The organism is Parafrankia colletiae (genome assembly GCF_001854655.1).
GTDB lineage: Bacteria > Actinomycetota > Actinomycetes > Frankiales > Frankiaceae > Parafrankia > Parafrankia colletiae.
The window spans coordinates 59987-84369 of record NZ_MBLM01000112.1 but is presented as its reverse complement, the minus strand read 5'-3'; the positions used below and the strand labels follow the sequence as shown (position 1 = coordinate 84369).

Sequence of the window (24383 nt, the reverse complement as noted above, 5' to 3'; positions counted from 1 at the left end):
GCTCAGCCGTTGTCGATACGTGCGTTGTACCTGTCGGTGACGTAGGTCGAGAAATCCTTCTTGCTCGGCTTGATGTTGCCGAGCTCCACCTCGAGGTCGTAGGTCTGCGTGAGCCCGTCGATGACATCCTTGCTGATGGGAACACCCTTGATCTGCCCGACGGCGTAGAGCGCCTTGAGGATCGGGGCGGGAGCACCCACCAGCTTGGACTGGGCCTCGGCGAGCTGGTCGACGTTGTTCTGGCCCCACTCGTAGCCGGCCTCGGCCCGGTGGAGGAAGTCGACGATCGCGGCCTCCCGGGCCGGGTCGCCCAGCGCCGCGGTCGACCCCGCCCAGAGGTTGTTCCCGCGCCACGGACCGGAGCTGCCGTCGACGACGAAGCGCGCCGCGCCACTGCTGACGAAGGAGTACACCGGTGCGCTGCACCCAGCCCAGGCGTCGACCTGACCGCTGCGGTAGGCGGCCACCACGTCCCCGACGGTGGCGAAGTTCACGACCTCGGCGTCGTCGAAGTAGTTGAGCCCCTCCTTCTCGAAGGCGTTGATCGCCACGATCTCCGAGCCGGCGCTCTTGAGGTTGGCGATCTTCTTGCCGACCAGGTCGCGGACGGTGCGGATCGGGGAGTCCTTCGGGACGACGATGCCGCACCAGGCCCGCGGGATCTCGACCGCGCGGATGGCGGTGATCGGCAGGTCGGCGGCGGCGAAGGCCGAGAACCCCACGTCCCCGGCGAGGACGAGGTCGGCCTTGCCGGAGGCGAGCGTGGCCGACGTCTCCGCGGCACTCGCCACCGTGATGTAGTTGATCTTATACGGAGTGTCTGCCACGCCTGCCGGTTCGAGCTCTGCTTCCGAGAGGCGCAGAGGATCAATCACATTGAGCGTCACTTTGCTCAGATCCACCGCCCCTCCGGCTGCCGGTGCCGGTGCCGGCGAGGCGTCGGCGTCACTTCCCCCCGACCCACATGCGACTGTCAGCAGCGTCACCAGCCCCAGCCCGATCGCTGCCCGCGTCGCCCATTTCGTGCGTCCCATTTCCGACGTCCCCGCCCAACTGTTTCGGATTTCCTGGTATCTCGACCGACTAGGTGGACTCCAGACGGCATCGCGGACTATATGAGAGTCGATTCCGTTTCGGCAACACTGTGGCCAGGCGTCATGATTCCTGTGCGGACGGTTGGCGCCCGGTCGGGAAATGTCCCTGTTTCGCCCGCCCTTCAGTGCGCCGGCCACGGGCCACTCAGGAGACCAGGCCGCTCAGGACACCGGGCCGCTCAGGACACCGGGCCGCCGTCCCCGGCGCCGAACCAGGCGGCGAGCGCGGCGGACAGGCCCTTCACGTCCGTTGGCTCCCCGGGGCCGGCGGCGTCGACCCAGGCGACGTGCCCGTCCGGTCGCACCAGCACCGCCCGGGCGGCCGGCGCGGCGGCCGGCGCGGTGACGACGTCGACGCGGGCCTTCCAGTCGACTGCCACCGACAGGTCGGCCGCGCCGCCGGACCGGTCCAGCAGGGCGCCCCGGCCCGCCCGCAACGGCGCCGCGACGGCGGCCAGGTCGTCCACCCGGCCGCCGAGCAGGGCCGGATCCGCAGCCTCCCCGAACGCCTCCAGCCGGTAGCGGACGTCGGTGATGGGCCGGACGAGCCGGCGCACCACCTCCGGGATGTCGGTGAGCTCCCCGAACAGGGACCGCAGCGGGCGGACAGTCTCGTACGGGTGCAGAAGCGTGAGCTGCGCGAGCATGACCTCGGCCGCGCGCGCACCGACCGGGCGGCGCTCCTGGTCATAGCTGTCGAGGAGGTCCGGCGGCGCCCACCCGGACAGCTGGGCGGCCAGCTTCCAGCCGAGGTTCACCGCGTCGTTCAGACCGGTGTTGAGCCCGTGGCCGACCGCGTGGAAGTGGACGTGGGCGGCGTCGCCGGCGAGGAACACCCGGCCGTTGCGGTAGGCCGACGGGATCCGCGTGACGTTGCCGTAGCGGGCGAGCCAGCGCGGCCGGCCCTGCTCGATGTCCGCGCCGGTCACCCGGCGGACGCTCGCGCGCACCTCGTCGAAGGTGACCGGCTCGTCGTGCCCCGGCATCGGCCGGTCGAACTCGGTGGTCATCACGACGTGGAAAGCGGCGTCCGGGAGCGCGCCGAACATCCCGCCCGGCCCGGTCGTCCCGCTGGGCGGCCCCTGGAAGTCCTCGACGTGGGCGACGGTGCCGTACCAGGACGGGCCCACCGCGGGGGCCTCGAACCCGGAGAGCTCGCGGACGGTGCTGTTCTGGCCGTCGGCCCCGACCAGGTAGGCGCCGCGGATCTCGGTTCCGCCCCCGCCCCCGGCATCCTCGCCGGCCGGCGACCCGGACGCCGACGACCCGGGGGAGTACGGCCGGACGCTGACCGTAACCCCGTCCGCGTCCTGGGCGACCCCGACGACCTCGGTGCCGGTGCGCAGGTCGGCGCCGAGCGYGACCGCCCTGTCGGCGAGCAGCTGCTCGACCCGGCTCTGCGGCACGATCAGCCAGTACTCGCTCGGGTCGGCGAGGGTGAGGTCCAGCGGGAAGTGCGCGAAGTGCACGAAGGGCCAGCGGGGCAGCTCGCCGAGCTCGTCGAGCAGGCCGCGCTGGGCGAGCAGGTCGACCGAGCGGCCATGCAGCAGCCGGGAGAAGGACTCGGTGTCCCGCTCGGGCCGTCGCTCCAGCACGACCGTGGGCACGCCGGCCAGGCGCAGCTCGATGGCGAGCAGGAGACCGACCGGTCCGCCGCCGGCAATGATGACCGTCTGTGTCATGGTGGTTCTGGCTCCTCAGTACGTCGATTCCTCGGTGGCGCAACGGTCGTGTGGCGCAGTGCGCAGTGCTCAGGGCTCAGTGCTCAGCTGCCCCGCGCCGCGCACCCTCAGGCAGTGGCCGGGATGGTCGGGGCGGCCAGGAACCGGGCGAGCGAGGTCGGGGTCGGGTAGTCGAAGATCGCGGTCGGGGGTAGCGCGAGGCCGGCGAGATCCTGGAAGCGCTGGTTGAGCTCCAGCGCCGTCATCGAGGTGAAGCCGATCGCGAGGAACTCGGCGTCGGCTTCGACGTCCTCCGCGGCGGCGAACCCCAGCAGCGCCGCGGCCTGGTCGCGGACCAGGTCGAGCAGCACCCGCTCCCGCTCCGGGCCGGTGCTCGTCGCCAGCCGGGCCGTCCACTCCCGGGCCGGCGCCCTCCCGCCACCGCCACCGCCACCGCCGCCGTCGACGTCCTCGGACCAGGCGCCGCGGGCTGCCGGGATCTCGCGGAACAGTCCGACCGGCCGGGGCCGCGCGGCGTGCAGCGCGGCCCAGTCGACGTCGGCGAGGACCAGCCGCCCGCGGTCGGGCGCCGGTACCCCGGACCGGTCGTCGAGGACCTCCGCCAGCGCCTCACCCAGCACGTCGAGCGCGAGGTCGACGGGGACCGGCCGCAGCCCGCGCGTGCCGGCGGGGGCGGCCGGGGCCGCCGCGTCGCCGTCCCGCCAGGGCCCCCAGGCGACGGACGCCCACGGGAGCCCGTCGGCCCGAGCACCCGCGACGAACGCATCCGCCCACGCCTCGAACTCCGCGTGCTCGGGCGGCCCGTCGAGGTCGACCACGGCGGAGGTCGGCGTGAGCACCAGTACCGCCGGCGATGTCGCACCGACGGTGGCGCTGCCGGCGGTGGCCTCGCGCAGCGCGCGCAACGACGCGGTGGCCGCCTCGGCGGGCAGGTCGGGCAGTGCGTGCACGACCGCGACCAGCGGGTAACCGGCCGGGGTCGCGGCGACCAGCGCGGCGAGCGCCTTCGTGTCCCCGGGCTCCCAGTCGACCACCGCGGTGCGGGAGCCGGCAGCGGCGAGCTCCACGAGCAGCACGTCCTCCGGGCTGCCCGGGCTGACCGGGGCACCCGTCGGTTCCCGGGTGAGCACCAGCCGCTGGGCGCCGCCGCGGGCGAGCCGGCGCGCCGCGTGCGCGCCGAGGCCGGTTGTTCCACCGATCACCAGGACGGTGCCCGGCGGCAGCCCGTCATCGCGCCGCCGTCCGTTCGACGCGCCGGCCGGCCGCGCGACTGCGGGCGGCGCTGGCACCGGCCGCAGCCGGCGGGCGAACAGGCCCTCCGCCCGCAGGGCGACCTGCTCCTCGGCGCCGTCGGCCAGCGCCCGGACCAGCTGACGCACCCCTGCGATGCCACCGCTGGTGGCCCCGTCCACGCCGGTCCCGCCGGCGGCGGGCAGGTCGGCGGCGGGCAGGTCGGCGGCGGGCAGGTCGGCCAGACCACCCGGACGGGCCGGCCGGTCGGCCGTGAGCCGGGCCACCAGGCCCCAGACCCGGGCCTGGGACGGATCCGGCGGCGGGTCGGCCGCGGCCGCGGCGACGGCGCCCCGCGTCACCGTCCACACCGGGACGTCGGGCCAGGCCTCGCCGAGGGGATCGAGGATTGCGGCGGCGACGGGCGGATGCCCTGCCGCGCCGCCCGGCCCGGGCAGGGCGCGCAGGTCCAGCACGCCCGCCGGCGGGAGCGGGTCGCCCGTGCCGTCGTCGCCCGTGCCGTCGTCGACCGTCGCGCCGTGCCGGCGCAGTTCGGCGTCGATCGCGGCGAGCAGGGGCTCGCCGGCCTGGTCCGGGCGGGTCAGCAGCACCCAGCGGCCGTCGAGCCGGCCAGCGGCGGCGGTGTCACCCACCCGGTTCCACGCCAGCCGGTACCGCCACTGCGCGGAGCGGCGCCAGGCCGCCAGCGACGGCAGCACGGAACGCAGCGGGGCGTCCGGATCGACCCGCAGTGTCGCGGCGAGCGCGGCCGTGTCCGCTGCGTCGACGAGGTCCCAGAACCGGCGTTCGCCCGGCCGTGCCGGTTCGCCGGCCCGGCCTGTCTCACCTGGGTCGGCGGCCCGTCCGGTCAGGGGGACGTCCAGCCAGAAGCGGCGGCGGTCGAAGGCGTAGGTAGGCAGAGTCACCCGGCGCGGGGCGTGGCGGGCGTACAGCGGAGCGAAGTCCACCGCGTGGCCGTGCGCCTGCAGCGTTCCGAGCGCGAGCAGCAGCGCCTCGTCGTCGCCGCGGTCCGGGCGCGCGGTTGCCACGACGGTCCGCCTCGCGCCCCCGCGGCCCGACGACGCACCCCCGTCCGGCGCCGGGCCCGAGTCGGACGGCCCTGCGGCGAGGACACGTTCGGTCAGGGTGGTGAGGGTGGCGTCCGGGCCGATCTCGACGAACGTGTCGACGCCGAGGTCCGCGAGCGCCGCGACGCCGTCCGCGAACCGGACGGTGGCCCGCAGGTGACGGGTCCAGTACTCGGGTGTGGTGATCTCGTCCGGGCTGGCTGGCCGGCCGGTGACGTTGGAGATGATCCCGATGGTCGGTGGACGGAAGGTGACCGTCGCCGCCACCTCGCGGAAGGCGGGCAGCAGCGCGTCGGTGTGCGGGGAGTGGAACGCCCCGGAGACGGTGAGGCGGCGGACACGGCCGCCGCGGTCGCGCCAGCTCTCCTCCACCTCCGCCAGCGCCGCCGGATCGCCGGAGACCACCAGCGAGCGGGGAGCGTTGACGGCCGCGACCGAGAGCCGGTCGGCGCGGTCGACGAGCAGGTCGGCGATCTCCTCCTCGGTGGCGTCGAAGCCGCTCATCGCCCCCGGCGGCAGGTTGGCCATCAGCCGCGCCCGGGCGGCGACGAGCACCGCCGCGTCCGCCAGCGTGAGGACGCCGGCGACGTGCGCGGCGACCAGCTCGCCGACCGAGTGGCCCGCCACCTGGGCGGGATGGACACCGAAGCTCTCCACCAGCCGGAACAGCGCCACCTCGTGGGCGAACAGCGCCGGCTGGGTGTAGCGGGTCTGGTGGATCAGCGCGGCGGTCTCCGGATCGCTGCGCGGATCGGCGTGCACGACGTCGCGCAGAGGGCGGTCGAGATGCGGGTCGAGAGCGGCGAGGACCTCGTCGAAGGCGTCGGCGTAGACCGGGTGGCGCTCATACAGCGCCAGGCCCATACCCGGCCGCTGGCTGCCCTGGCCGGTGAACAGGAACGCCGTCGGCCCGGTGGGCCTGCGCCGCCCGCGGGCCACGGAGACGTCCGGGCTGCCGGTCTCCAGCGCCCGCAGGCCGCGCAGCAGCCCGGCCCGGTCGGCGGCGACCAGAACAGCGCGTTCGTCGAACCGCGTCCGCAAGGTGGCCAGAGAGTGGGCGACGTCGACGGCACGCAGGCCGGGGTCGTCGACAAGGTGGGCGCGCAGCCGGGCGGCCTGCCCGGCCAGCGCCGCCCCGGTCCGCGCGGACAGCGTCCACGGCAGCAGCCCGGAGGCCCACCCGTCGGCGTCGCCCGCGGGCCCGGTCGGCGAGCCGGGCGCGGCCTCACCGGGCGCGGCCTCGGGAGCGCCGGCTGCTGGCTCGCCGACCGTGGGGTCGACGGCCTGCTCCAGGATGACGTGGGCGTTGGTGCCGCTGATCCCGAACGACGAGACGGCGGCGCGGCGCGGGCGGTCGACGTCCGGCCAGGGCTGTGGGTCGGTGAGCAGGCTGACCGCGCCCGCCGACCAGTCCACGTGGGAGCTGGGCTGGTCGACGTGCAGCGTCGCCGGCAGCCGGCCCTGCCGGATGGCCTGGACCATCTTGATGATGCCGGCGACACCCGCCGCGGCCTGGGTGTGCCCGATGTTCGACTTGATCGACCCGATGTGCAGCGGGCGGTCGGCCGGGCGGTCCTGGCCGTAGGTGGCGAGCACGGCCTGCGCCTCGATCGGGTCGCCGAGTGTCGTGCCGGTGCCATGCGCCTCCAGGGCGTCCACCTCGGCGCCGGACAGCCGGGCGGCGGCCAGGGCGTCGCGGATGAGCCGTTCCTGCGACGGCCCGTTGGGCGCGGTGAGGCCGTTGCTCGCCCCGTCCGAGTTCACCGCCGTTCCCCGGACGACCGCGAGCACCGGGCGCCCGGCGCGTTGCGCGTCGGAGAGCCGTTCCAACAGCAGGAGCCCGGCGCCCTCGCCCCAGCCGGTGCCGTCGGCGGCGTCCGCGAAGGCCTTGCAGCGCCCGTCCGGCGCGAGCCCACGCTGCCGGCTGAACTCGATGAACACCGACGGGGTCGCCATCAGCGTCACCCCGCCGGCGAGCGCCAGCGAGCACTCACCGGCCCGCAGCGCCTGCGCGGCCAGGTGCACGGCGACCAGCGACGAGGAGCAGGCGGTGTCGATGGTGAGGGTCGGCCCCTCCAGGCCGAAGGTGTAGGCCACCCGCCCGGAGGCGACGCTGCCGGCGCTGCCGCTGCCGATCTGCCCCTCCAGCTCGGCCGGCGGGTGCCCGAACAGGCGGGCACCGTAGTCGGCGTACATGACACCGGCGAACACGCCGGTCCGGCTGCCGCGCAGCGACTCCGGTGCGATACCGGCGCGCTCGAACGCCTCCCACGCCGTCTCCAGGAGGAGCCGCTGCTGCGGGTCGACGGCGAGTGCGTCCCGCGGGGAGATGCCGAAGAAGGCGGGGTCGAAGTGGTCGGCGTCGGCGACGAACCCGCCGGCGCGGGTGTAGAAGGTGCCGACCCGGTCCGGGTCGGGGTCATAGAGCGAGGTGAGGTCCCAGCCACGGTCGGCGGGGATCTCACCGATCGCGTCGACGCCGTCGTCGACCAGCCGCCACAGCTGCTCCGGGGTGGTGACGCCGCCGGGGTAGCGGCAGGCCATGCCGACGATGGCGATCGGCTCGGTCGCCCGGGCCTCCAGGTCGCGGACCCGCCGGCGGGTCCGCTCCAGTTCGGCGGTCACCCGCTTCAGGTACTCGACGAGCTTGTCCTCGCTCACCATCGGAGATCTGCTCCCGGGGTCGGTACTGGCAGGGGTGGTCGGGCCCGCGCAGACACGGGCACTGCGGCGGTCAGAGGCGCTGCGGCGGTCAGAGGCGCTGCGGCGGTCAGAGGCGCTGCGGCAGTCAGGGTCGTCGGCGTCAAAGGACGCCCAGCTCGTTGTCGATCAGGTCGAGGATCTCGTCGGCGGTCGCCGTGCTGATCCGGTCGGCGTCGTCTGCCGGTGCACCGGCGTCGCCGGACGGATCAGCGGCCGGCAGGGAGCCCGGGCGCTCGCCGGCCTCCAGCGACCACAGCAGCGCCCGCAGCCGGCTGGTCGCCTTCGCCCGCACGTCCCCCTCGCCGGCGAGGGAGGCGAGGGTGGCGGAGAGTCGGTCGAGCTCGTCGAGCACCGACCCGCCGTCGCCGGCGCCCGCCGCGTCCGGGCGCAGGCGGTCCAGCAGGAAGGCGGCGAGCGCGCGGGCCGTCGGGTAGTCGAAGACCAGCGTGGCGGGCAGCCTGGCCCCGGTCGCCTGGCTCAGCCGGTTGCGCAGCTCCACCCCGGTGAGCGAGTCGAAGCCCAGCTCCTTGAAGGACGTCTCCTCGTCCACGGCGTCCGGGTCCGGGTGGCCGAGCACGGTCGCCACCGTCGCCCGCACCAGGGCGGTCACCGCGGCCGATGCCTCGGCCGCCGGCAGCCGGGCCAGCCGCTCGGCCCAGCCGCCATCGGTCGCGGCCCCGCCTGCAGCCGCCCCGGCCCCGCCGGCGGCCGGGGCGGCCCGCCGCGGCCGCAGCAGCGCCCGCAGCAGGGCGGGCACCTCGTTGCCGGCCCCCGCGGTACCGGCCGTGGCGGCACGCAGGGCCGCGGTGTCCAGCGGCGCGGCGACCAGCGACGGCCGGTCCACGGCCAGTGTGGTGTCCAGCAGGGCCAGGCCGTGCTCGTTGCTCAGCGGCCTGATCCCGGTGCGCCGGATCCGGGCCAGCTCGGCGTCGCCGAGGTGGCCGGTCATCCCGCTCGCCTCTCCCCACAGCCCCCAGGCCAGGGACGATGCCGGCCGGCCGGCGGCCCGGCGCTGGTGGGCGAGCGCGTCGACGAAGGTGTTCCCGGCGGCGTAGCTGGCCTGTCCGGGGGTGCCGATGGTGCCGCTGGTCGAGGAGAAAAGGACGAAGGCGGCGAGCTCCGGCGCCTCCAGCGTGGCGAGGTGCAGGTTCCAGGCCGCGTCGATCTTCGGCCGCAGCACCGCGTCCAGCCGCGCGGGTGTCAGCGCGCTGAGGATGCCGTCGTCGAGCACACCCGCGGTGTGCACGACGGCGGTCAGCGGCTCCTGCTCCGTCGTGGCGGCGGCGATCAGCGCCCGGGTGGTGGCCAGGTCGGTCAGGTCGTCGGCGACCACGTCGACGTGCGCACCGAGCCCGGTCAGCTCGGCCACCAGCTCCGCCGCACCCGGGGCCGCGGGGCCGCGCCGGCTGACGAGCACCAGCCGCCGAGCCCCGTGCGCGACCACCAGATGCCGGGCGACGAGCGCGCCCAGCGTGCCGGTGCCCCCCGAGATCAGCACCGTCCCGGCGGCAAGACGCCGTGGCGGGCTGCCTGCCGCCGGCTCCGCTGTTCCGGCACCGGTGGGCGAATCAGCCGGGGTGTGGACGAGACGTGGCGCCAGCGCGGTGCCGGCGCGCAGGGCGACCTGCGTCTCGCCGTCCGCCAGCGCCGCGGCGACGGCCGCCGCGAGCACGGATCCGTCCACACCGGCCCCGTCCGGCGCGGCGGGGTCGACGTCGAGGAGCAGGAACCGGTCCGGGTTCTCGGTCTGGGCGCTGCGCAGCAGGCCCCACAGCGGGGCGCCGACCAGGTCGGTGAGGGTGTGGTCGCCGGCCGCCGGCACCGCACCTGCTGTCACGACGACCAGGCGGCTGGCCGGCGCACCGTCGTCGCCGTCGCCGTCGCCGTCGCCGTCGTCGTCGTCGGTGGCGGCGTTGCAGGCGCCGACGCCCCCGGCGTCACGGGTCGGTTCGGAGCTGTCGGAGAGCCAGTCCTGTAGCAGCGCGAGTGTCCGCTCGGTGGCGGCCTTCGCCCGCACCGCCAGCTCGGCGCCCGCCTCCTGGCCGGCGGAGCCGGCATCGCCATCCCGGCTCGGCGGGGACACCGCCGGGGTGACGAGAACGATGTCGGGGGCTGGTGCGGCGGACGTCCGGAGCGCTCCGAGGTCGGCTGCGGCTTCGGCGGAAAGGCCGGCCCGGGTGAGCGCGCCGAGCAGGTCCAAGGGGTCGGGGCCGAGCACGGCCCACCGCCGCGGGACGGCGCCGGTGGCCGCGGGCACCGCCGGTCGCGGCGTCCATTCGACGTGGTGCAGCGCGTCGTGGAAGCGGCGGGCACCGAGGCGGGACGTCTCGATCGGGCGCAGGGCCAGTGAACCGACCGTGACCAGCGGGGCGCCGGTCGGGTCGGCGATCTCCACCCGTACCGCGTCCGGGCTGTCCGGGACGGGGGAGACGCGGACACGGGCCGCGGAGCCACCGGTCCGGTGCAGCGTCACCTCACTCCAGGCGAACGGCAGCCGCACAGCACCGTCACCGCCGCTGTCGCCGTGACCGTGGCCGCTGGCGGTGCCGTCCGCGGATCCGGCCGGGCCGCCGCCGGCCAGGGCGAGGGCGTGCAGCGCGGCGTCGAACGGCGCCGGGTGCAGGCCGTACCGGGAACCGTCCGCCGTGGCACCGTCCCCGTCCACCGCCTGCGGGACCAGCTCGGCCCACACGGCGTCGCCGTCGGTCCAGGCGGCACGCAGGCCCTGGAACGCGGGGCCGTAGTCATAGCCGCGGTCGGCCATGCCGTCGTAGAAGGCCGAGACCTCGATGGCCTCCGCGCCCGGCGGCGGCCACGCCCCGGCGAGGCCGGCGCCCGCCGCCCGTGCGGAGCCGTCGGCGGCCTGGTCGGTGAGCGTGGCGCTGGCGTGCAGCGCCCACTCCGTGTCGTCGTCCTCGGCGGTCGGCGCCGCCGGGCGGGAGTACACCGACAGTGTGCTGCCGCCCGTACCGCCGTCGGTGACCACGACCTGGATGTCGACGGCGCCGCCGTCAGGCAGCACGAGCGGTTCGCGCAGGGTCAGATCGTCGACCACCGGCCGGCCGACCTGTCCGCCGGCGTGCAGTGCGAGATCCACGAACGCGGTGCCCGGCAGCAGGACTGCGCCGGCGACCCGGTGGTCGGCGACCCACGGGTGCGACCGGGCCGAGATCCGTCCGGTGAACAGTGTCACCGTGCCGCCCGCCACCGGTGTGGCCGCGCCGAGCAGCGGGTGCCCGGCCTCGGCGAGGCCCGCCGCCTCGACCCCTGCCCGGGCGTCCGCGGACTCGAGCCAGTAGCGGTCGCGCTGGAACGGGTAGCTCGGCAGCCCGATGAGGCGGCCCGGGGCCTGGAGCGCCGCGTCCCAGCGCACCGGCCGGCCGGCCACGTGCAGCTCGGCGAGGCTGGCCAGGAAGCGGTCGAGATCGCCCTCGTCGCGGCGCAGGGTGCCGGTGACCAGCACCGGCCCGGTGCCGGGGGCCTGCCTCCGGGCCGGCTCGCCGCCGGCCGGCAGGTCTTCGCCCGGCAGGACGCCGGGAGCGCTGTCGGCCGGGAAAAGGTCGGCCGAGGGGATGTCGTCGGGGCGGGTGCTGTCGCCGAGAGCGGTGCCGTGGGCGTCGGCGGCGTGGGCGTCGGCGGTCTCGGAGATCGGCACGGTGAGCACCGGATGCGGGCTGACCTCGACGAAGGTGTCGTGGCCGGCGTCCAGCAGCGCCGTCACCGCGTCCGCGAGGCGGACGGTGCCGCGCAGGTTGGCGTACCAGTATTCGGCGTCCAGCCCGGTCGTGTCGTACCACCCGGCGGTGACGGTGGAGAAGAACGGCACGGCCGCGGCGCGGGGCGTGATCGGGCCGAGCAGGTCGAGCAGTCGGTCCCGCAGCGGTTCGATCTGCGCGGAGTGGGAGGCGTAGTCGACCGGGATCACCCGTGCCCGCACCCCCTCGTCCTGGTAGCGACGGACCAGCTCGTGCAGGGCCGCCGCGTCGCCCGCGACCACCGTCGACGCCGGCCCGTTCACCGCCGCCACCGACAGCGCACCGGCCCTGCCGTCGGTGCCGTCGAGGCGGGCCCGCACCGCGTCGGCCGGCAGCGGCACGCTGGCCATGCCGCCCTGCCCGGCGATGTCGCGGATCGCCTGGCTGCGCAGTGCGACCACCCGGGCGCCGTCATCGAGGCTCAGTGCGCCCGCCACACAGGCGGCCGCGATCTCGCCCTGGGAGTGGCCGATGACCGCGTCCGGCTCGACGCCGTGCGACCGCCACAGCGCGGCGAGCGAGACCATCACCGCCCACAGCGCCGGCTGGACGACGTCCACCCGGTCGAGGTCCGTCCGGTCGCGCAGGACCTGACGCAGCGACCAGTCGACGTGGGGGGCGAGGGCGTCCTCGCAGGCGGCGAGGTGCTCGGCGAAGACCGGGGACCGTTCGAGCAGCGGTACCGCCATGCCGGCCCACTGCGACCCCTGGCCGGGAAAGACGAAGACGGTCCGGCCCGGCTCCGCTGCCTGCCCGCGCACCAGCGTCGGATGCGGCTGGTCGGCGGCCAGCGCGGCGAGCCCGGCGAGCGGGCCGGCCGGGCTCGCCGCGCCGGAGTCGGAGCTGGAGCCGGAGTCGCCGCCGGGAGGGCCGATGACGACCGCCCGGTGCTCGAAGGAGGCCCGTCCGGTGGCGAGCGTGCGCGCGACGTCCGCCGCCGCGGGAGCGGTGCTGGTCAGGTGGGCATGGAGGCGGCGGGCGGCGGCCCGCAGCGCGTCCGGAGTGCGGGCCGAGAGCACCCACGGCAGAGGGTCCGGCGCCGGGTGTGACGCCGTGTCGGACGCTGTGTCGCCGGGCTCCGTGTCACCGGGTGCCGCGCTGGCGGGCGCTGGGCGGGCAGCGGGCGCGACGGCGGGTGCGGCTTCCAGGATGACGTGAGCGTTGGTGCCGCTCATCCCGAACGACGACACCGCGGCACGGCGCGCCCGGCCGGCGTCCGACCAGCCGACTGCCTCGGTGAGCAGCCGCACCGTGCCCGCCGACCAGTCGACGTGCGGGGTCGGGGCGTCCACGTGCAGCGTGGCGGGCAGCAGGCCGTGGCGCAGCGCCTGCACCATCTTGATGACGCCGCCGACGCCGGCGGCGGCCTGGGTGTGCCCGATGTTCGACTTGATGGACCCGAGGTACAGCGGCCGGTCGGCCGGTCGGTCCCGGCCGTAGGTCGCGACGATCGCCTGGGCCTCGATCGGGTCGCCGAGCGTCGTCCCGGTGCCGTGTGCCTCGACCGCGTCGACGTCGCCGGCGCGCAGGCCGGCGTCCGCGAGCGCGGCCTCGATGACGCGGCGCTGGGCCGGGCCGCTCGGCGCGGTCAGCCCGTTGCTCGCGCCGTCCTGGTTGACGGCGCTGCCGCTGATCACGGCGAGGACCGGGTAGCCGGAACGGCGCGCGTCGTCGAGCCGGGCCAGTGCCAGAACGCCGACGCCCTCGGCGAAGCCGGTGCCGTCCGCCGCCGCCGCGAACGCGCGGCACCGGCCGTCCGGGGACAGCCCACGCTGCCGGCTGAACTCGGTGAACAGGCTCGGCGTCGCCATCACGGTGGCCCCGCCGGACAGCGCCAGGTCGACCTCGCCGCGGCGCAGCGCCTGCACGGCGAGGTGCAGTGCCACCAGCGACGACGAGCAGGCGGTGTCGATGCTGACCGCCGGGCCCTGAAGGCCGAGCAGGTAGGAGATGYGGCCGGAGGCGACCGAGGGGGAGTTCCCGGAGGCCAGGTAGCCCTCGACGCCGGGTGGGGCGGTGCGCAGCCGGGAGGCGTACTCCTGCGCGAGCACACCGACGTACACGCCGGTGCGGCTGCCGTGCAGCGACGTCGGGTCGATGCCGGCCTGCTCGAACGCCTCCCAGGCGGTCTCCAGCAGCAGGCGCTGCTGCGGGTCGGCGGCCAGTGCCTCCCGCGGGTTGATCCCGAAGAACGCCGCGTCGAAGTCACCGGCCCGCTCCAGGAACCCGCCGTGCCGGGCGTAGGTGGTGCCGTCGCGGGTGAGGTCGGGGTCGTAGAGCGCGTCCAGGTCCCAGCCTCGGTCGGCGGGAAACTCGCTGATCGCGTCGGTGCCGGAGACGACGAGGCGCCACAGCTCGTCCGGGTCGCTCACCCCGCCCGGGTAGCGGCAGGCCATGCCGAGCACGGCGATCGGTTCGGAGTGGCCGTCGGGCCGGGCGCTCGCGCGGGCGCGGTCCACCCCCGCCAGGCCGGCGAGGCCGTCTGCGGCCGCGGTGTCGCCTGGCTGCCCGGCGACGAGGGCGAGGAGCTCGGCGCGCAGATGGGCGGCGAGGGCGGCCGGGGTGGGGTGGTCGAACACGAGGGTGGACGGCAGCTGCAGGCCGGTGGCCGTCGCGAGGCGGCCGCGCACCTCCACGGCGGTCAGCGAGTCCAGGCCGAGGTCGCGGAAGCTGCGCTCCGGCGGGACGGCCGCGACGTCGTCGTGCCCGAGCGCGGCGGCCACCTGCGAACGGACCAGGTCACGCAGCGTCCGCTCGCCCTCGGCGGCGGCCTGGCCGGCCAGCGCCGCGGCGAGAGCCGCCGCGGCGCCACCCGCTGCCGGGCCACCCGCCGCGGGATCGGTACCGTCGCTCCGGGCCGGCTCGCCCGCGCCCGGCGTGGCCCGCGTCTGCGGGATCTCGTCCAGCAGCGGGCTTGGCCGTCCCGACAGGTCGCTGGCGGCGAGCCGGGACCAGTCCACGTCCGCCACCAGCAGGTTCGTTTCGCCGTCGCCGACCGCCCGGCCCAGCGCCCGCAGGGCCAGGCGGGGGCGCATCGCACGGACCCCGTGGTACCGCAGGTTCTCCTCGACGCCGACCAGGTCGATCATCCCGCCGTCCGCCCAGGCACCCCAGGCGATGGACGTGGCCGTCCGCCCGGCTGTGCGGCGGCGGCGGGCCAGCGCGTCCAGATGGGCGTTGCCGGCGGCATAGGCGGCCTGGCCGGTGCTGCCCCGCACGGCCGCGGTGGACGAGAACAGGACGAAGGCGTCCAGGTCGGTGTCGGCCAGCAGATCGTCCAGGAGCTCCGCACCGGAGATCTTGCCGGTGACCACCCGGGCGTGCTCGGCGAGGGTGACCTCGGCGGCCGGCGCGTAGTCCTGGGCCAGGCCGGCGGTGTGCACGACGGCGGTCAGTGGTGCCGGGTCGGCCGCGAGTCCCTCCAGGAGGGTCGAGACCGCGCTGCGCTCGGCGATGTCGACGGCAGTGACGGTCACGCGGGCGCCGAGCGCCGTGAGTTCGGCGACGAGCTCGCGGGTGCCGGGTGCGTCCGGGCCACGCCGGCTGGCCAGGACGAGGTGCTCGGCGCCCTGTTCGGCGAGCCAGCGGGAGACGTGCCGCCCGATGCCGCCGGTGCCGCCGGTGACCAGCACGGTGCCGCGCGGCTGCCAGCTACCGCCCGGGCCCGGGCCCGGGGCCGGGGCTGTGGCTGTGGCTGCGCGGACCAGCCGACGCGCGAACAGTCCGCCCGCACGGAGTGCGACCTGATCCTCGTGCCGGACCTGATCCTCGTGCCCGATCTGGCCCTCGCGTGTGGTGGGCCCGGCGGCCGCGGTCTGTCCGCTGGCCGCGGATCCACCGGTGAGCAGCGCCGCGAGAGCCGCTGCGGCCGCCCCGCCACCGGCCCCGGCGTCCGGCCCGCTCGCGGGCAGGTCGACCAGGCCGCCCCACAGCCAGGGGCGCTCCAGGCCGATGACCTGACCGAGCCCCCACAGATGACCCGCGGCCGGCGACGGCGCGTCGTCGTCCGGCGCGCCGGTGTCCGCGGCCCCGCGGGTCACCGCCCACAGCCGGGGCGTGCCGGCCGGCCCGGCCCCGTTCCCGTCCCCGGCGGCTGGTACGGCGTCGACCAGGCCCTGGAACAGTGCGAGCGTGGCGGCGACCCCGACCGGCACCGCGGTCTCGACCGGGTGGGGGTCGGTGGCGAGCCCGAGCAGTGAGAGCACCCCGGACCGGCCCGCGCCGCCGCCGTCCGACGCCGGCCCGGAGACCTCCGGCGTGGCTGCCGGCAGATGGGCACGCAGCTGGTCGGCGAACCAGCCGCGGTCCGCCTGAACCGGGTCTGCGAGCACGGTGATGACGTCGTGACGACTGGCGAGGGCCGACCGGGCGAGGGTGACCGCCTCGTCGTCCGCGTGGCCTGTCGGCACCACCACCAGCCAGGTGCCGTCGCGCGTGCCGTCCGTGGGTGAGGCCTCCTCCGCCGGGGCCTCCTCCGCCGGCGGGAGCTCGACCCGACGCCAGACGACGCGGTAGCGCCAGCCGTCCACGGTGTCGTCGGCGCCCACGCTCCTGCCGTGCCCGGCGGCATGGTGCCCGCCCAGCCAGAAGGTCCGGCGCTGGAAGGGGTAGGTGGGCAGCTCGGCCAACAGTTCCGCCCGGGCCTCGGGGGGAAGCGGCGCCCACAGCCCGTCCCAGCCGACCGCGTGCCCATGGACGTGCAGCTGGGCGAGCGCGGCCAGCAACGCCTCCGTCTCGGCCCGGTCCCGGCGCAGGGCGGGGACGGCGATCGCCGCTCGTGTCGCACCGTCACTGTCAGCGACGGAGTCGGCATCGGTATCGGCGTCGGTATCGGCGTCGAGGGCGGCCAGCGTGGCGTGGGCGAGGGCGGCGAGGGTGGTGTCCGGCCCGATCTCCAGGAACGTGTCGACCCCGAGACTGCGCAGGGTCTGCACGCCCTGGTGGAAGCGGACGGTGCCGCGGATGTGCCGCACCCAGTACCCCGGGCTGGTGATGTCGTCGGGGTCGGCCGGGGCGCCGGTGAGGTTCGAGACGAGGGGGATRGTCGGCCGGGCGTAGMGCAGCGTGGCGGCGACGGCGGCGAAGTCGTCGAGGATGTCGTCCATCCGCGGGGAGTGGAAGGCGTGGCTGACGGTGAGCCGGCGGGTGCGTATCCCGCGTGCCGCGGCCTCCTGCTCGATCCGGTCGATCCGGGCGGCCGACCCGGACAGGACGGTGGCCTCCGGGGTGTTGGTCGCCGCGACGGAGACCTCGTCCTCGTGCCCGGTGAGCAGCTCGCGGGCCTGCTCCTCGGTGGTGCGCAGGGAGAGCATGGCGCCGTCGGTGGGGAGTTTCTGCATGAGGGTGGCGCGGGCGGTGACGAGTCGGGCGGCGTCGTCGAGGGTGAGGACGCCGGCGAGGTGGGCGGCGGTGAGTTCGCCGAGGGAGTGGCCGGTGAGGTGGTCGGGGTGGATGCCGAGGGAGGTGACGAGGCGGTACAGCGCCACTTCCAGGGCGAACAAGGCGGGCTGGGTGTAGCGGGTCTGGTGGACGAGGGCGGCGAGGTCGGGGTGGGTGTCGGGGTCGGCGGTGAGGACGTCGCGCAGGCTGGGCGGGCTGTCAGCGTCCTGGCGCGCGGAGGTGGGGCTCGCGGCGGTCACGGCGGTCGCGGCGGTCGCGGCGGTCGCGGGGGTGAGGTGGGTGTCGAGGGCGGTGATCGTCTCGTCGTAGGCGGTGGCGAAGGTGGGGAAGGCGGCGGCGAGTTCACGGCCCATGCCGGGGCGCTGGCTGCCCTGCCCGCTGAACAGGAAGGCCAGCCGGCCCGGGCGGCCCGCGGTGCCGGTCACCGTGCCCGCGCCGGGTGTGCCGCCGGCCAGGGCACGCAGCCGGTCGATGACCTCGCCGTGCCCGGCGCCGACGACGACCGCCCGGTGCTCGAGGCGCGCCCGTCCGGTCGCCAACGTCGCCGCCACGGCGTCCAGTTCCGCGTCGGGATGCTCGCTCAGGTAGGTCGCGAGGCCGGTGGCCTGCGCGGCCCGTGCCGCCGGTGACCGCGCGGACAACAGGAACGCGGGTGCCAGCGCGCCAGGGGCCGGCGCACCGGCCGTCTGCTCCGTCTGCTCCGCCGGACCGGTCTGCCCGGTCGGCTCGTCGGCGTCGGCGCGGCTCGGAGCCTCCTCCAGGATCACGTGGGCGTTCGTGCCGCTGATGCCGAAAGCGGAGACACCGGCCCGGCGCGGCCGGTCGAGCTCCGGCCAGGGGCGTGCCTCGGTCAGCAGCCGGACGGCGCCGGCGGTCCAGTCCACATGCGACGTGGGCGCGTCGACGTGCAGTGTTGCCGGCAGCTCGCCGTGCCGCAGGGCCTCGATCATCTTGATCACACCCGCGATGCCGGCGGCAGCCTGGGTGTGCCCGATGTTCGACTTGACCGCGCCCAGGTAGAGCGGCCGGTCCGCGGGGCGCGCCGCGCCGTAGGTGGCGAGCAGGGCGTCCGCCTCGATCGGGTCGCCGAGCCGGGTGCCGGTGCCGTGCGCCTCCACGACGTCCACGTCGGCGGCGGAGAGCCGGGCGTCGGCGAGCGCGGCTCGGATGACGCCCTGCTGGGCGACGCCGTTGGGAGCGGTGAGCCCGTTGCTCGCCCCGTCCGAGTTGATCGCCGACCCGCGCAGGACGGCCAGCACCGGATGGTCGTTCGCGAGCGCGTCGGAGAGCCGTTCCAGGACCACCAGCCCCACGCCCTCGGCGAAGTTGGTGCCGTCGGCCGCCGCCGCGAACGCCTTCGCCCGGCCGTCCGGGGCGAGCCCGCGCTGCCGGCTGAACTCGATCAGCGCGTCCGGGGTGGCCATCACCGTCACGCCGCCGGCCAGCGCGAGCGCGCACTCGCCGCGGCGCAGTGCGTTCGCGGCCAGGTGCAGCGCCACCAGTGACGACGAGCAGGCGGTGTCCAGCGTGATCGCCGGTCCCTGCAGACCGAGGCTGTAGGCGACCCGGCCGGAGGCGACGGACGTCGTCGTGCCGGTGAGCAGGTAGCCCTCGAGGCCGTCCGCGTCGGCGAACGACCGGGGGTGGTAGCCCTGCGAGATCACCCCGGCGAAGACTCCGGTGCTGCTGCCGCGCAGCGACGTCGGGTCGAGCCCGGCGCGTTCGAGCGCCTCCCACGCGGTCTCCAGCAGCAGCCGCTGCTGCGGGTCGGTCGCGAGCGCCTCACGCGGCGGGACGGAGAAGAAGTCGGCGTCGAAGTCGCCGGCGTCGTACAGGAACGCCCCCTGACGGGCGTAGCAGGTGCCGATCGTGTCCGGGTCGGGATCGTAGAGGCCTTCCAGGTCCCAGCCGCGGTCGGTCGGGAAGTCGGCGACCGCGTCGGTTCCGGTCCGGACCAGCTCCCACAGGTCGGCCGCCGACCGGACGTCACCCGGGTAGCGGCAGGCCGCCGAGACGATCGCGATCGGCTCCCGGACCCGCGCCTCGGCCTCCGACAGCCGGCGACGGGTGTGGCGCAGGTCGGTGGTCGCCCGGAGGAGATAGTCACGGAGCTTGTCCTCGTTGGACATCAGCTGCCCACCTCTGTCGCTCGTCGTCGGATGTCGCTCGTCGTCGGATGTGGCTCGGTTCACCGGCCGACCCCGTCCTCGTCCAGTTCTCGGTCGAGCACGGCGAACAGCTCGTCGTCGCTCGTCACGTCGAAGGCGTCGGCGGGTTCCGGACGCCCGTCCGGCCGGCCTCGCTGACCCTCGCGGCGTTCGGTCCAGCTCCACAGCAGGGCCTGCAGCCGGTCGACGGCCGCGTGCGCGGTGGGATCGTCGGTGGGCAGCGCGGCGAGCACCCGCTCCAGCTCGTCGACCCGCCGCTGCACCGGGACCGCGGCCAGGGCGCCGCCGCCGTCCGCGTCGCCGGGCCCACCGGCCTCCGCCCCGGTCGGGAAGGCGATCTCGGTGCGCAGGCGTTCCACCACGGCGAGCGGGGTCGGGTGGTCGAAGACGAGCACCGTCGGCAGGCGCAGGCCGGTCGCGGCGTTCAGCCGGTTGCGGACCTCCACCGCGGTGAGCGAGTCGAGCCCCAGGTCCTTGAACGGGACGTCCGCGTCGAGCTGGGCCGGGTCGGCATGCCCCAGGGACGCCGCGACCGCTGCCCGGACCACGTCGAGCAGAACCGAGTCGCGGTCGGCGGGTGTCGGGGCCGCTGCCAGCCGGGCCCGCAGTCGTGCCGGGGCGTCGTCGGCCGGCCCGCCGGTCCCGGTGCTGTCCGGGCTGTCCGCGGGGCCGGTCCCGCCCGGGCGATCGGCGCCGAGCGCGGCGCGGACGTCCTCGATCGCGCTGAGCAGTGGGCTCGGCCGGCGGGCGGTGAACGCCGGCGCGAACCGGCTCCAGTCCATGTCGGTGACGCTGAGCGTGGTCTCGTCCGCCGCGATCGCGGCGGCGAGGGCGCGCAGTGCCAACCGTGGTGCCATCAGCCGCAGCCCGCGTCGCTGGAGGTTGTCCGCCGCCTCCGGCCGGGCGAGCATGCCGCCGTCGGCCCAGGCCCCCCAGGCCACCGACAGCGCCGGGCGGCCCTGCCCACGCAGCCGGTGGGCAAGCAGGTCGAGGTGGGCGTTCCCGGCGGCATAGGCCCCCTGCCCGCCGGAACCCCACACACCGGCGTTCGACGAGAACAGGACGAACGCCTCGACGGGGTGGTCGGCGACGGCCGCGGCGATCAGTTCCGCGCCGGTGGTCTTCGCCGCGACGACCTCGGCGTAGTCGGCCACCGTCATCGTCGCCACCGGGGCGGCCTCCTGGGCCAGCCCGGCGGCGTGGAAGACGGCCGTCAGCGGCGGGCCGGCCGCGTCGAGCGCGGTGCGCAGGACGTCCACCGACGCCGGGTCGGCCGTGTCGGCGGCCAGCACCGTCACGGCCACTTTGGAGGCCGCGGCGGTGCTGGTGTCGACCGGCTCGCCGTCGGCAGCCTCGGTGGCCGCGGCCGTGACGTCCCGGGCGGTGAGCTCGGCGACCAGCTCGGCGGCGCCCGGGGCGGCGGCACCGCGGCGGCTCGTCAGGATCAGGTGCTCGGCGCCGTTGTCGGCGAGCCAGCGGGCCAGGTGGGCGCCGATGCCCCCGGTCCCGCCGGTGACGAGCACGGTGCCGTGCGGGCGCCAGCTACCGGCGGCGGCCGGCAGGTGACCGGCCCGCACCAGCCGGCGGGCGAACCCGCCCGCGGAGCGCAGCGCCACCTGGTCTTCGGCCTCCTCTCCGGCCTCGGCGAGGTCGTCGGCGTCGGCGGCACGCCTGGTGCTGCCGGCCAGCAGCCGGGCGAACAGCTCGGCCGGCTCGGAGGCAACGGGTCCGGCTCGCTCCAGGTCGTCCGCGGCGTCCCCGGCGGTCTCGGCGGTCTCGGCGGTCTCGGCGGCGAGACGGGGCAGGTCGATCAGACCGGCCCAGAGCTCCGGATGCTCCAGCGCGACGGTGCGGCCGAGCCCCCACAGCTGCGCCTGCTCCGGCGACGACGTCGGGTCGTCCGGCTGGCCGGTGCGCACCGCGCCGCTGGTGACCGCCCACAGCCGTGCACCGAGCGGGCGGTCCGCCAGCGCCCGGACAAGTTCGAGGGTGCCGGCGATGCCCGCGGGCACCGCCGGGTGCGCGGGGTGGTGGCCGGGTGCGAGACCCAGCAGCGAGATCACTCCGCGTGGGTCCTCTGCCTCGCCAGCTTCGAGCCGGTCGGCGAACCAGGCCGCGTCGCCGTCGCCGGCCGACAGGTCGACGGGCAGCAGGTGGGTCTGACCGCCGTGCACCGCGAGGGCCGCGGTGACGAACCGGGCGTGCGGTCCGTCCGCGAGCGCCGTCGGTGCGACCAACAGCCAGGAGCCGGTCAGGTCGACCGGTCGCGCCGCGGCCGGCGGCGCCGGTGGGCGGGGCGTCGGCCCGGCGAGCAGGCGCCACACCTCGCGGTAGCGCCACCGGTCGAGCGGGTCGCCGCCGGCGGTGACGGGTCGGTCGAGCCAGAAGCGCCGTCGTTCGAACGGGTAGGTGGGCAGCTCCACGGTCACGGGACGCGGTGCCGTGCCGGGACGCGCCGCCACCCAGGCGACCGCGACGCCGTGGGTGTGCAGCTCCGCCGCGCTGGCCAGGAACCGGGGCCACCCACCGTCGTCCCGACGCAGCGTCCCGACTGCCACCGCGCTGCCCGGCCCGGCGTCACCGCGTCCCGTGCCGGCGGCGGCCGGGCGGCCGGCTTCGGCTTCGGCCTCGATCGTCTCGGTGATGCCGACCRTCACCACCGGGTGCGGGCTGACCTCCAGGAACACCTGATGGCCGGCGCGCAGCAGCCCCTGCACGGTCCTGTGGAAGCGGACCGGCTCGCGGATGTTGCGGTACCAGTAGTCGGCGTCCAGCTCGGTGGTGTCGACCGGCCCGGCGGTGACGGTCGAGTGGAACGGCACCGACGCCGGCTGTGGGGTGGTGCCGCCGGCCGCTGCCCGCAACTCGTCCGCGATCGCCTCGACCTGCGGCGAGTGCGACGCGTAGTCGACCGGGACACGCCTGCTCCGGATGCCGTCCCGAGTGAGATCGGCGGCCAGCGCGTCGAGCGCCGCCGTGGTCCCCGAGACGACTGTGGACGTCGGGCTGTTGACCGCCGCCACGTGCGCCGCGTCGCCGTACGGTGCCAGGCGCTCGCCGGTCTGTTCGGCGGGCAGGGCGACCGAGAGCATCCCGCCCTGCCCGGCCAGGCTGGTGAGTGCCCGGGCCCGCAGGGCGCTCAGACGCGCGGCGTCGGCGAGGCTCAGCGCCCCCGCGACATGGGCCGCGGCGATCTCTCCCTGGCTGTGGCCGAGCACCGCGTCCGGTTCGACGCCGAGGTGCCGCCACAGCCCGGCAAGTGCGACCATGACCGCGAACAGCGCCGGCTGGACGACCTCCACCCGCTCCAACGTGGCCCCATCCGCCGTTCCCGCGGCCTCCCCGGAACCGGTGAGCAGGGCGAACAGGTCGACGTCAAGGTGTGGACGCAGCGCATCGGTGGCGGCGCGCAGGTGCTCGGCGAAGACCGGGCTGGTCGCGGCCAGCTCGCGGGCCATGCCCGGCCACTGCGCGCCCTGCCCGGGGAACACCAGGACGACTCGCGGGCGGGCGGTGCCGACCCCGCTCTGCGGCCCGCGGACCAGGCCTTCGGCGTCCTCGTCGGCGGCCAGCGCGCGCAGCGCCGCCAGCCGGGCGTCCGGCCCGGTAACGGTGGCCGCACCCGTGGCGGTGACCGCGGCCCGGTGGGCGAAGACGGCCCTGCCGGTGGCGAGAACCTGGCCGACGGCGTCCGGGTCGGTGGCGCCCGCGTCGAGCGCGGTGACGAGGCGGGCCGCCTGTGCGCGCAGCGCCGGCCGCGACCGGGCCGACAGCAGCCACGGCAGGCTCGGCGGCTTCGGCGTGCCGGGCCGGTCGGCGACAGCCTGTTCCCCGGGCAGCTCCGGTACGGCCGGCGCCAGCTCCTCGCCCGGCTGGTCGGGGGCCTGTTCGAGGATGACGTGGGCGTTGGTGCCGCTGATGCCGAAGGAGGAGATGGCGGCGCGGCGGGGGCGGTCGACGTCGGGCCAGGGTGTGGGTTCGGTGAGGAGTTGGACGTGGCCGGTGGTCCAGTCGACGTGGTGGCTGGGCTGGTCGACGTGCAGGGTGGCGGGCAGGATGCCGTGCTGGATGGCCTGGGCCATTTTGATGATGCCGGCGGCGCCGGCGGCGGCCTGGGTGTGGCCGATGTTCGATTTGACGGAGCCGAGGTAGAGGGGGCGGTCCTCGGGTCGGTTCTGGCCGTAGGTGGCGAGGAGTGCCTGGGCCTCGATGGGATCACCGAGTGTGGTGCCGGTGCCGTGCGCCTCCACCGCGTCGACGTCCACCACCGACAGTCGGGCGTCCGCCAGCGCGGCCCGGATGACCCGCTGCTGGGCCGGTCCGTTCGGCGCGGTGAGCTGGCTGGAGGCACCGTCCTGGTTGACCGCGGAGCCCCGTACCACGGCGAGCACCCGGTGGCCGTTCGCCTGGGCGTCGGAGAGTTTCTCCAGGAGCAGCAGGCCGGCGCCCTCACCCCAGCCGGTGCCGTCGGCGGCGTCGGCGAAGGCCTTGCAGCGGCCGTCGGGTGACAGCCCGCGCTGCCGGCTGAACTCCACGAAGGTGCCCGGCGTCGCCATCACCGTCACCCCGCCGGCCAGCGCCAGCGTGCACTCACCGCGGCGCAGGGCCTGGGCGGCGAGGTGCACGGCGACCAGCGACGACGAGCAGGCGGTGTCCACGGTGACGGCGGGGCCCTCGAGGCCGAACGTGTACGCCACCCGGCCCGAGGCGACACTGCCCGCGCTGCCGGCGCCCAGGTAGGGCTCGAACTCCGGCGGGATGCCGCCGAGCAGCCGTCCCGCGTAGTCGTCGTACATGACGCCGGCGAACACGCCGGTGCGGCTGCCGCGCAGCGACGTCGGGTCGAGCCCGGCCCGTTCGAAGGCCTCCCAGGCGATCTCCAGCAGGAGTCGCTGCTGCGGGTCGACGGCCAGCGCCTCCCGCGGGCTGATCCCGAAGAACGCCGGGTCGAACGCGGCGGCGTCGTAGAGGAAGCCGCCGTCGCGGGCGTAGGAGGTGCCCGCGTGCTCCGGGTCCGGGTGGTAGAGCGTGTCGACATCCCACCCGCGGTCGGCCGGGAACGGGCCGATGGCGTCCGTCCCTTCGGCTACCAGCCGCCACAGGTCGGCCGGGGACTCCGCCCCGCCCGGATACCGGCAGGCCATCCCGACGATGGCGATCGGTTCGAGCGCGGCGGACTCCACCTCGCGCAGCCGCGCGCGTGTCTGCGCCAGCTCGGCGACCACGCGGGTCAGGTAGTCCCGCAGCTTGTCCTCGTCCGCCA

The 24383-nt window shown here is 76.1% G+C and carries 5 protein-coding genes; all 5 read right to left on the bottom strand.

Going from position 1 to position 24383, the window contains the following annotated elements:
- Nucleotides 1-2 precede the first annotated feature (2 nt).
- The 5 genes from CC117_RS14680 to CC117_RS14660 all read right to left on the bottom strand — a co-directional run bounded on the left by CC117_RS14680 (nt 3) and on the right by CC117_RS14660 (nt 24366).
- Nucleotides 3-902, bottom strand: coding sequence for an ABC transporter substrate-binding protein (locus tag CC117_RS14680; protein WP_198541857.1), 900 nt, complete (start codon nt 900-902; stop codon nt 3-5).
- Nucleotides 903-1273: 371 nt separating this feature from the next.
- A complete protein-coding gene (locus tag CC117_RS14675) occupies nt 1274-2776 on the bottom strand; it encodes an FAD-dependent monooxygenase (protein WP_071084469.1) in 1503 nt (500 codons plus the stop codon).
- Between the two features lie 107 nt (nt 2777-2883).
- Nucleotides 2884-7758 (bottom strand): type I polyketide synthase, encoded by a 4875-nt coding sequence (locus CC117_RS14670; protein WP_071084467.1) that lies wholly within the window; start codon nt 7756-7758, stop codon nt 2884-2886.
- Between the two features lie 139 nt (nt 7759-7897).
- A complete protein-coding gene (locus tag CC117_RS39035; RefSeq protein WP_241830109.1) occupies nt 7898-19081 on the bottom strand; it encodes a type I polyketide synthase in 11184 nt (3727 codons plus the stop codon).
- Between the two features lie 59 nt (nt 19082-19140).
- Nucleotides 19141-24366 carry a beta-ketoacyl synthase N-terminal-like domain-containing protein gene (locus CC117_RS14660; protein ID WP_456320346.1) on the bottom strand — a complete coding sequence of 1742 codons (5226 nt, stop codon included), beginning with the start codon at nt 24364-24366 and terminating at the stop codon, nt 19141-19143.
- Between the last annotated feature and the right edge of the window lie 17 nt (nt 24367-24383).

Bases quoted from the DNA above. Each gene is read 5' to 3' on its own strand.
- CC117_RS14670 (WP_071084467.1), bottom strand. From the start codon at position 7,758: ATGGTGAGCGAGGACAAGCTCGTCGAGTACCTGAAGCGGGTGACCGCC.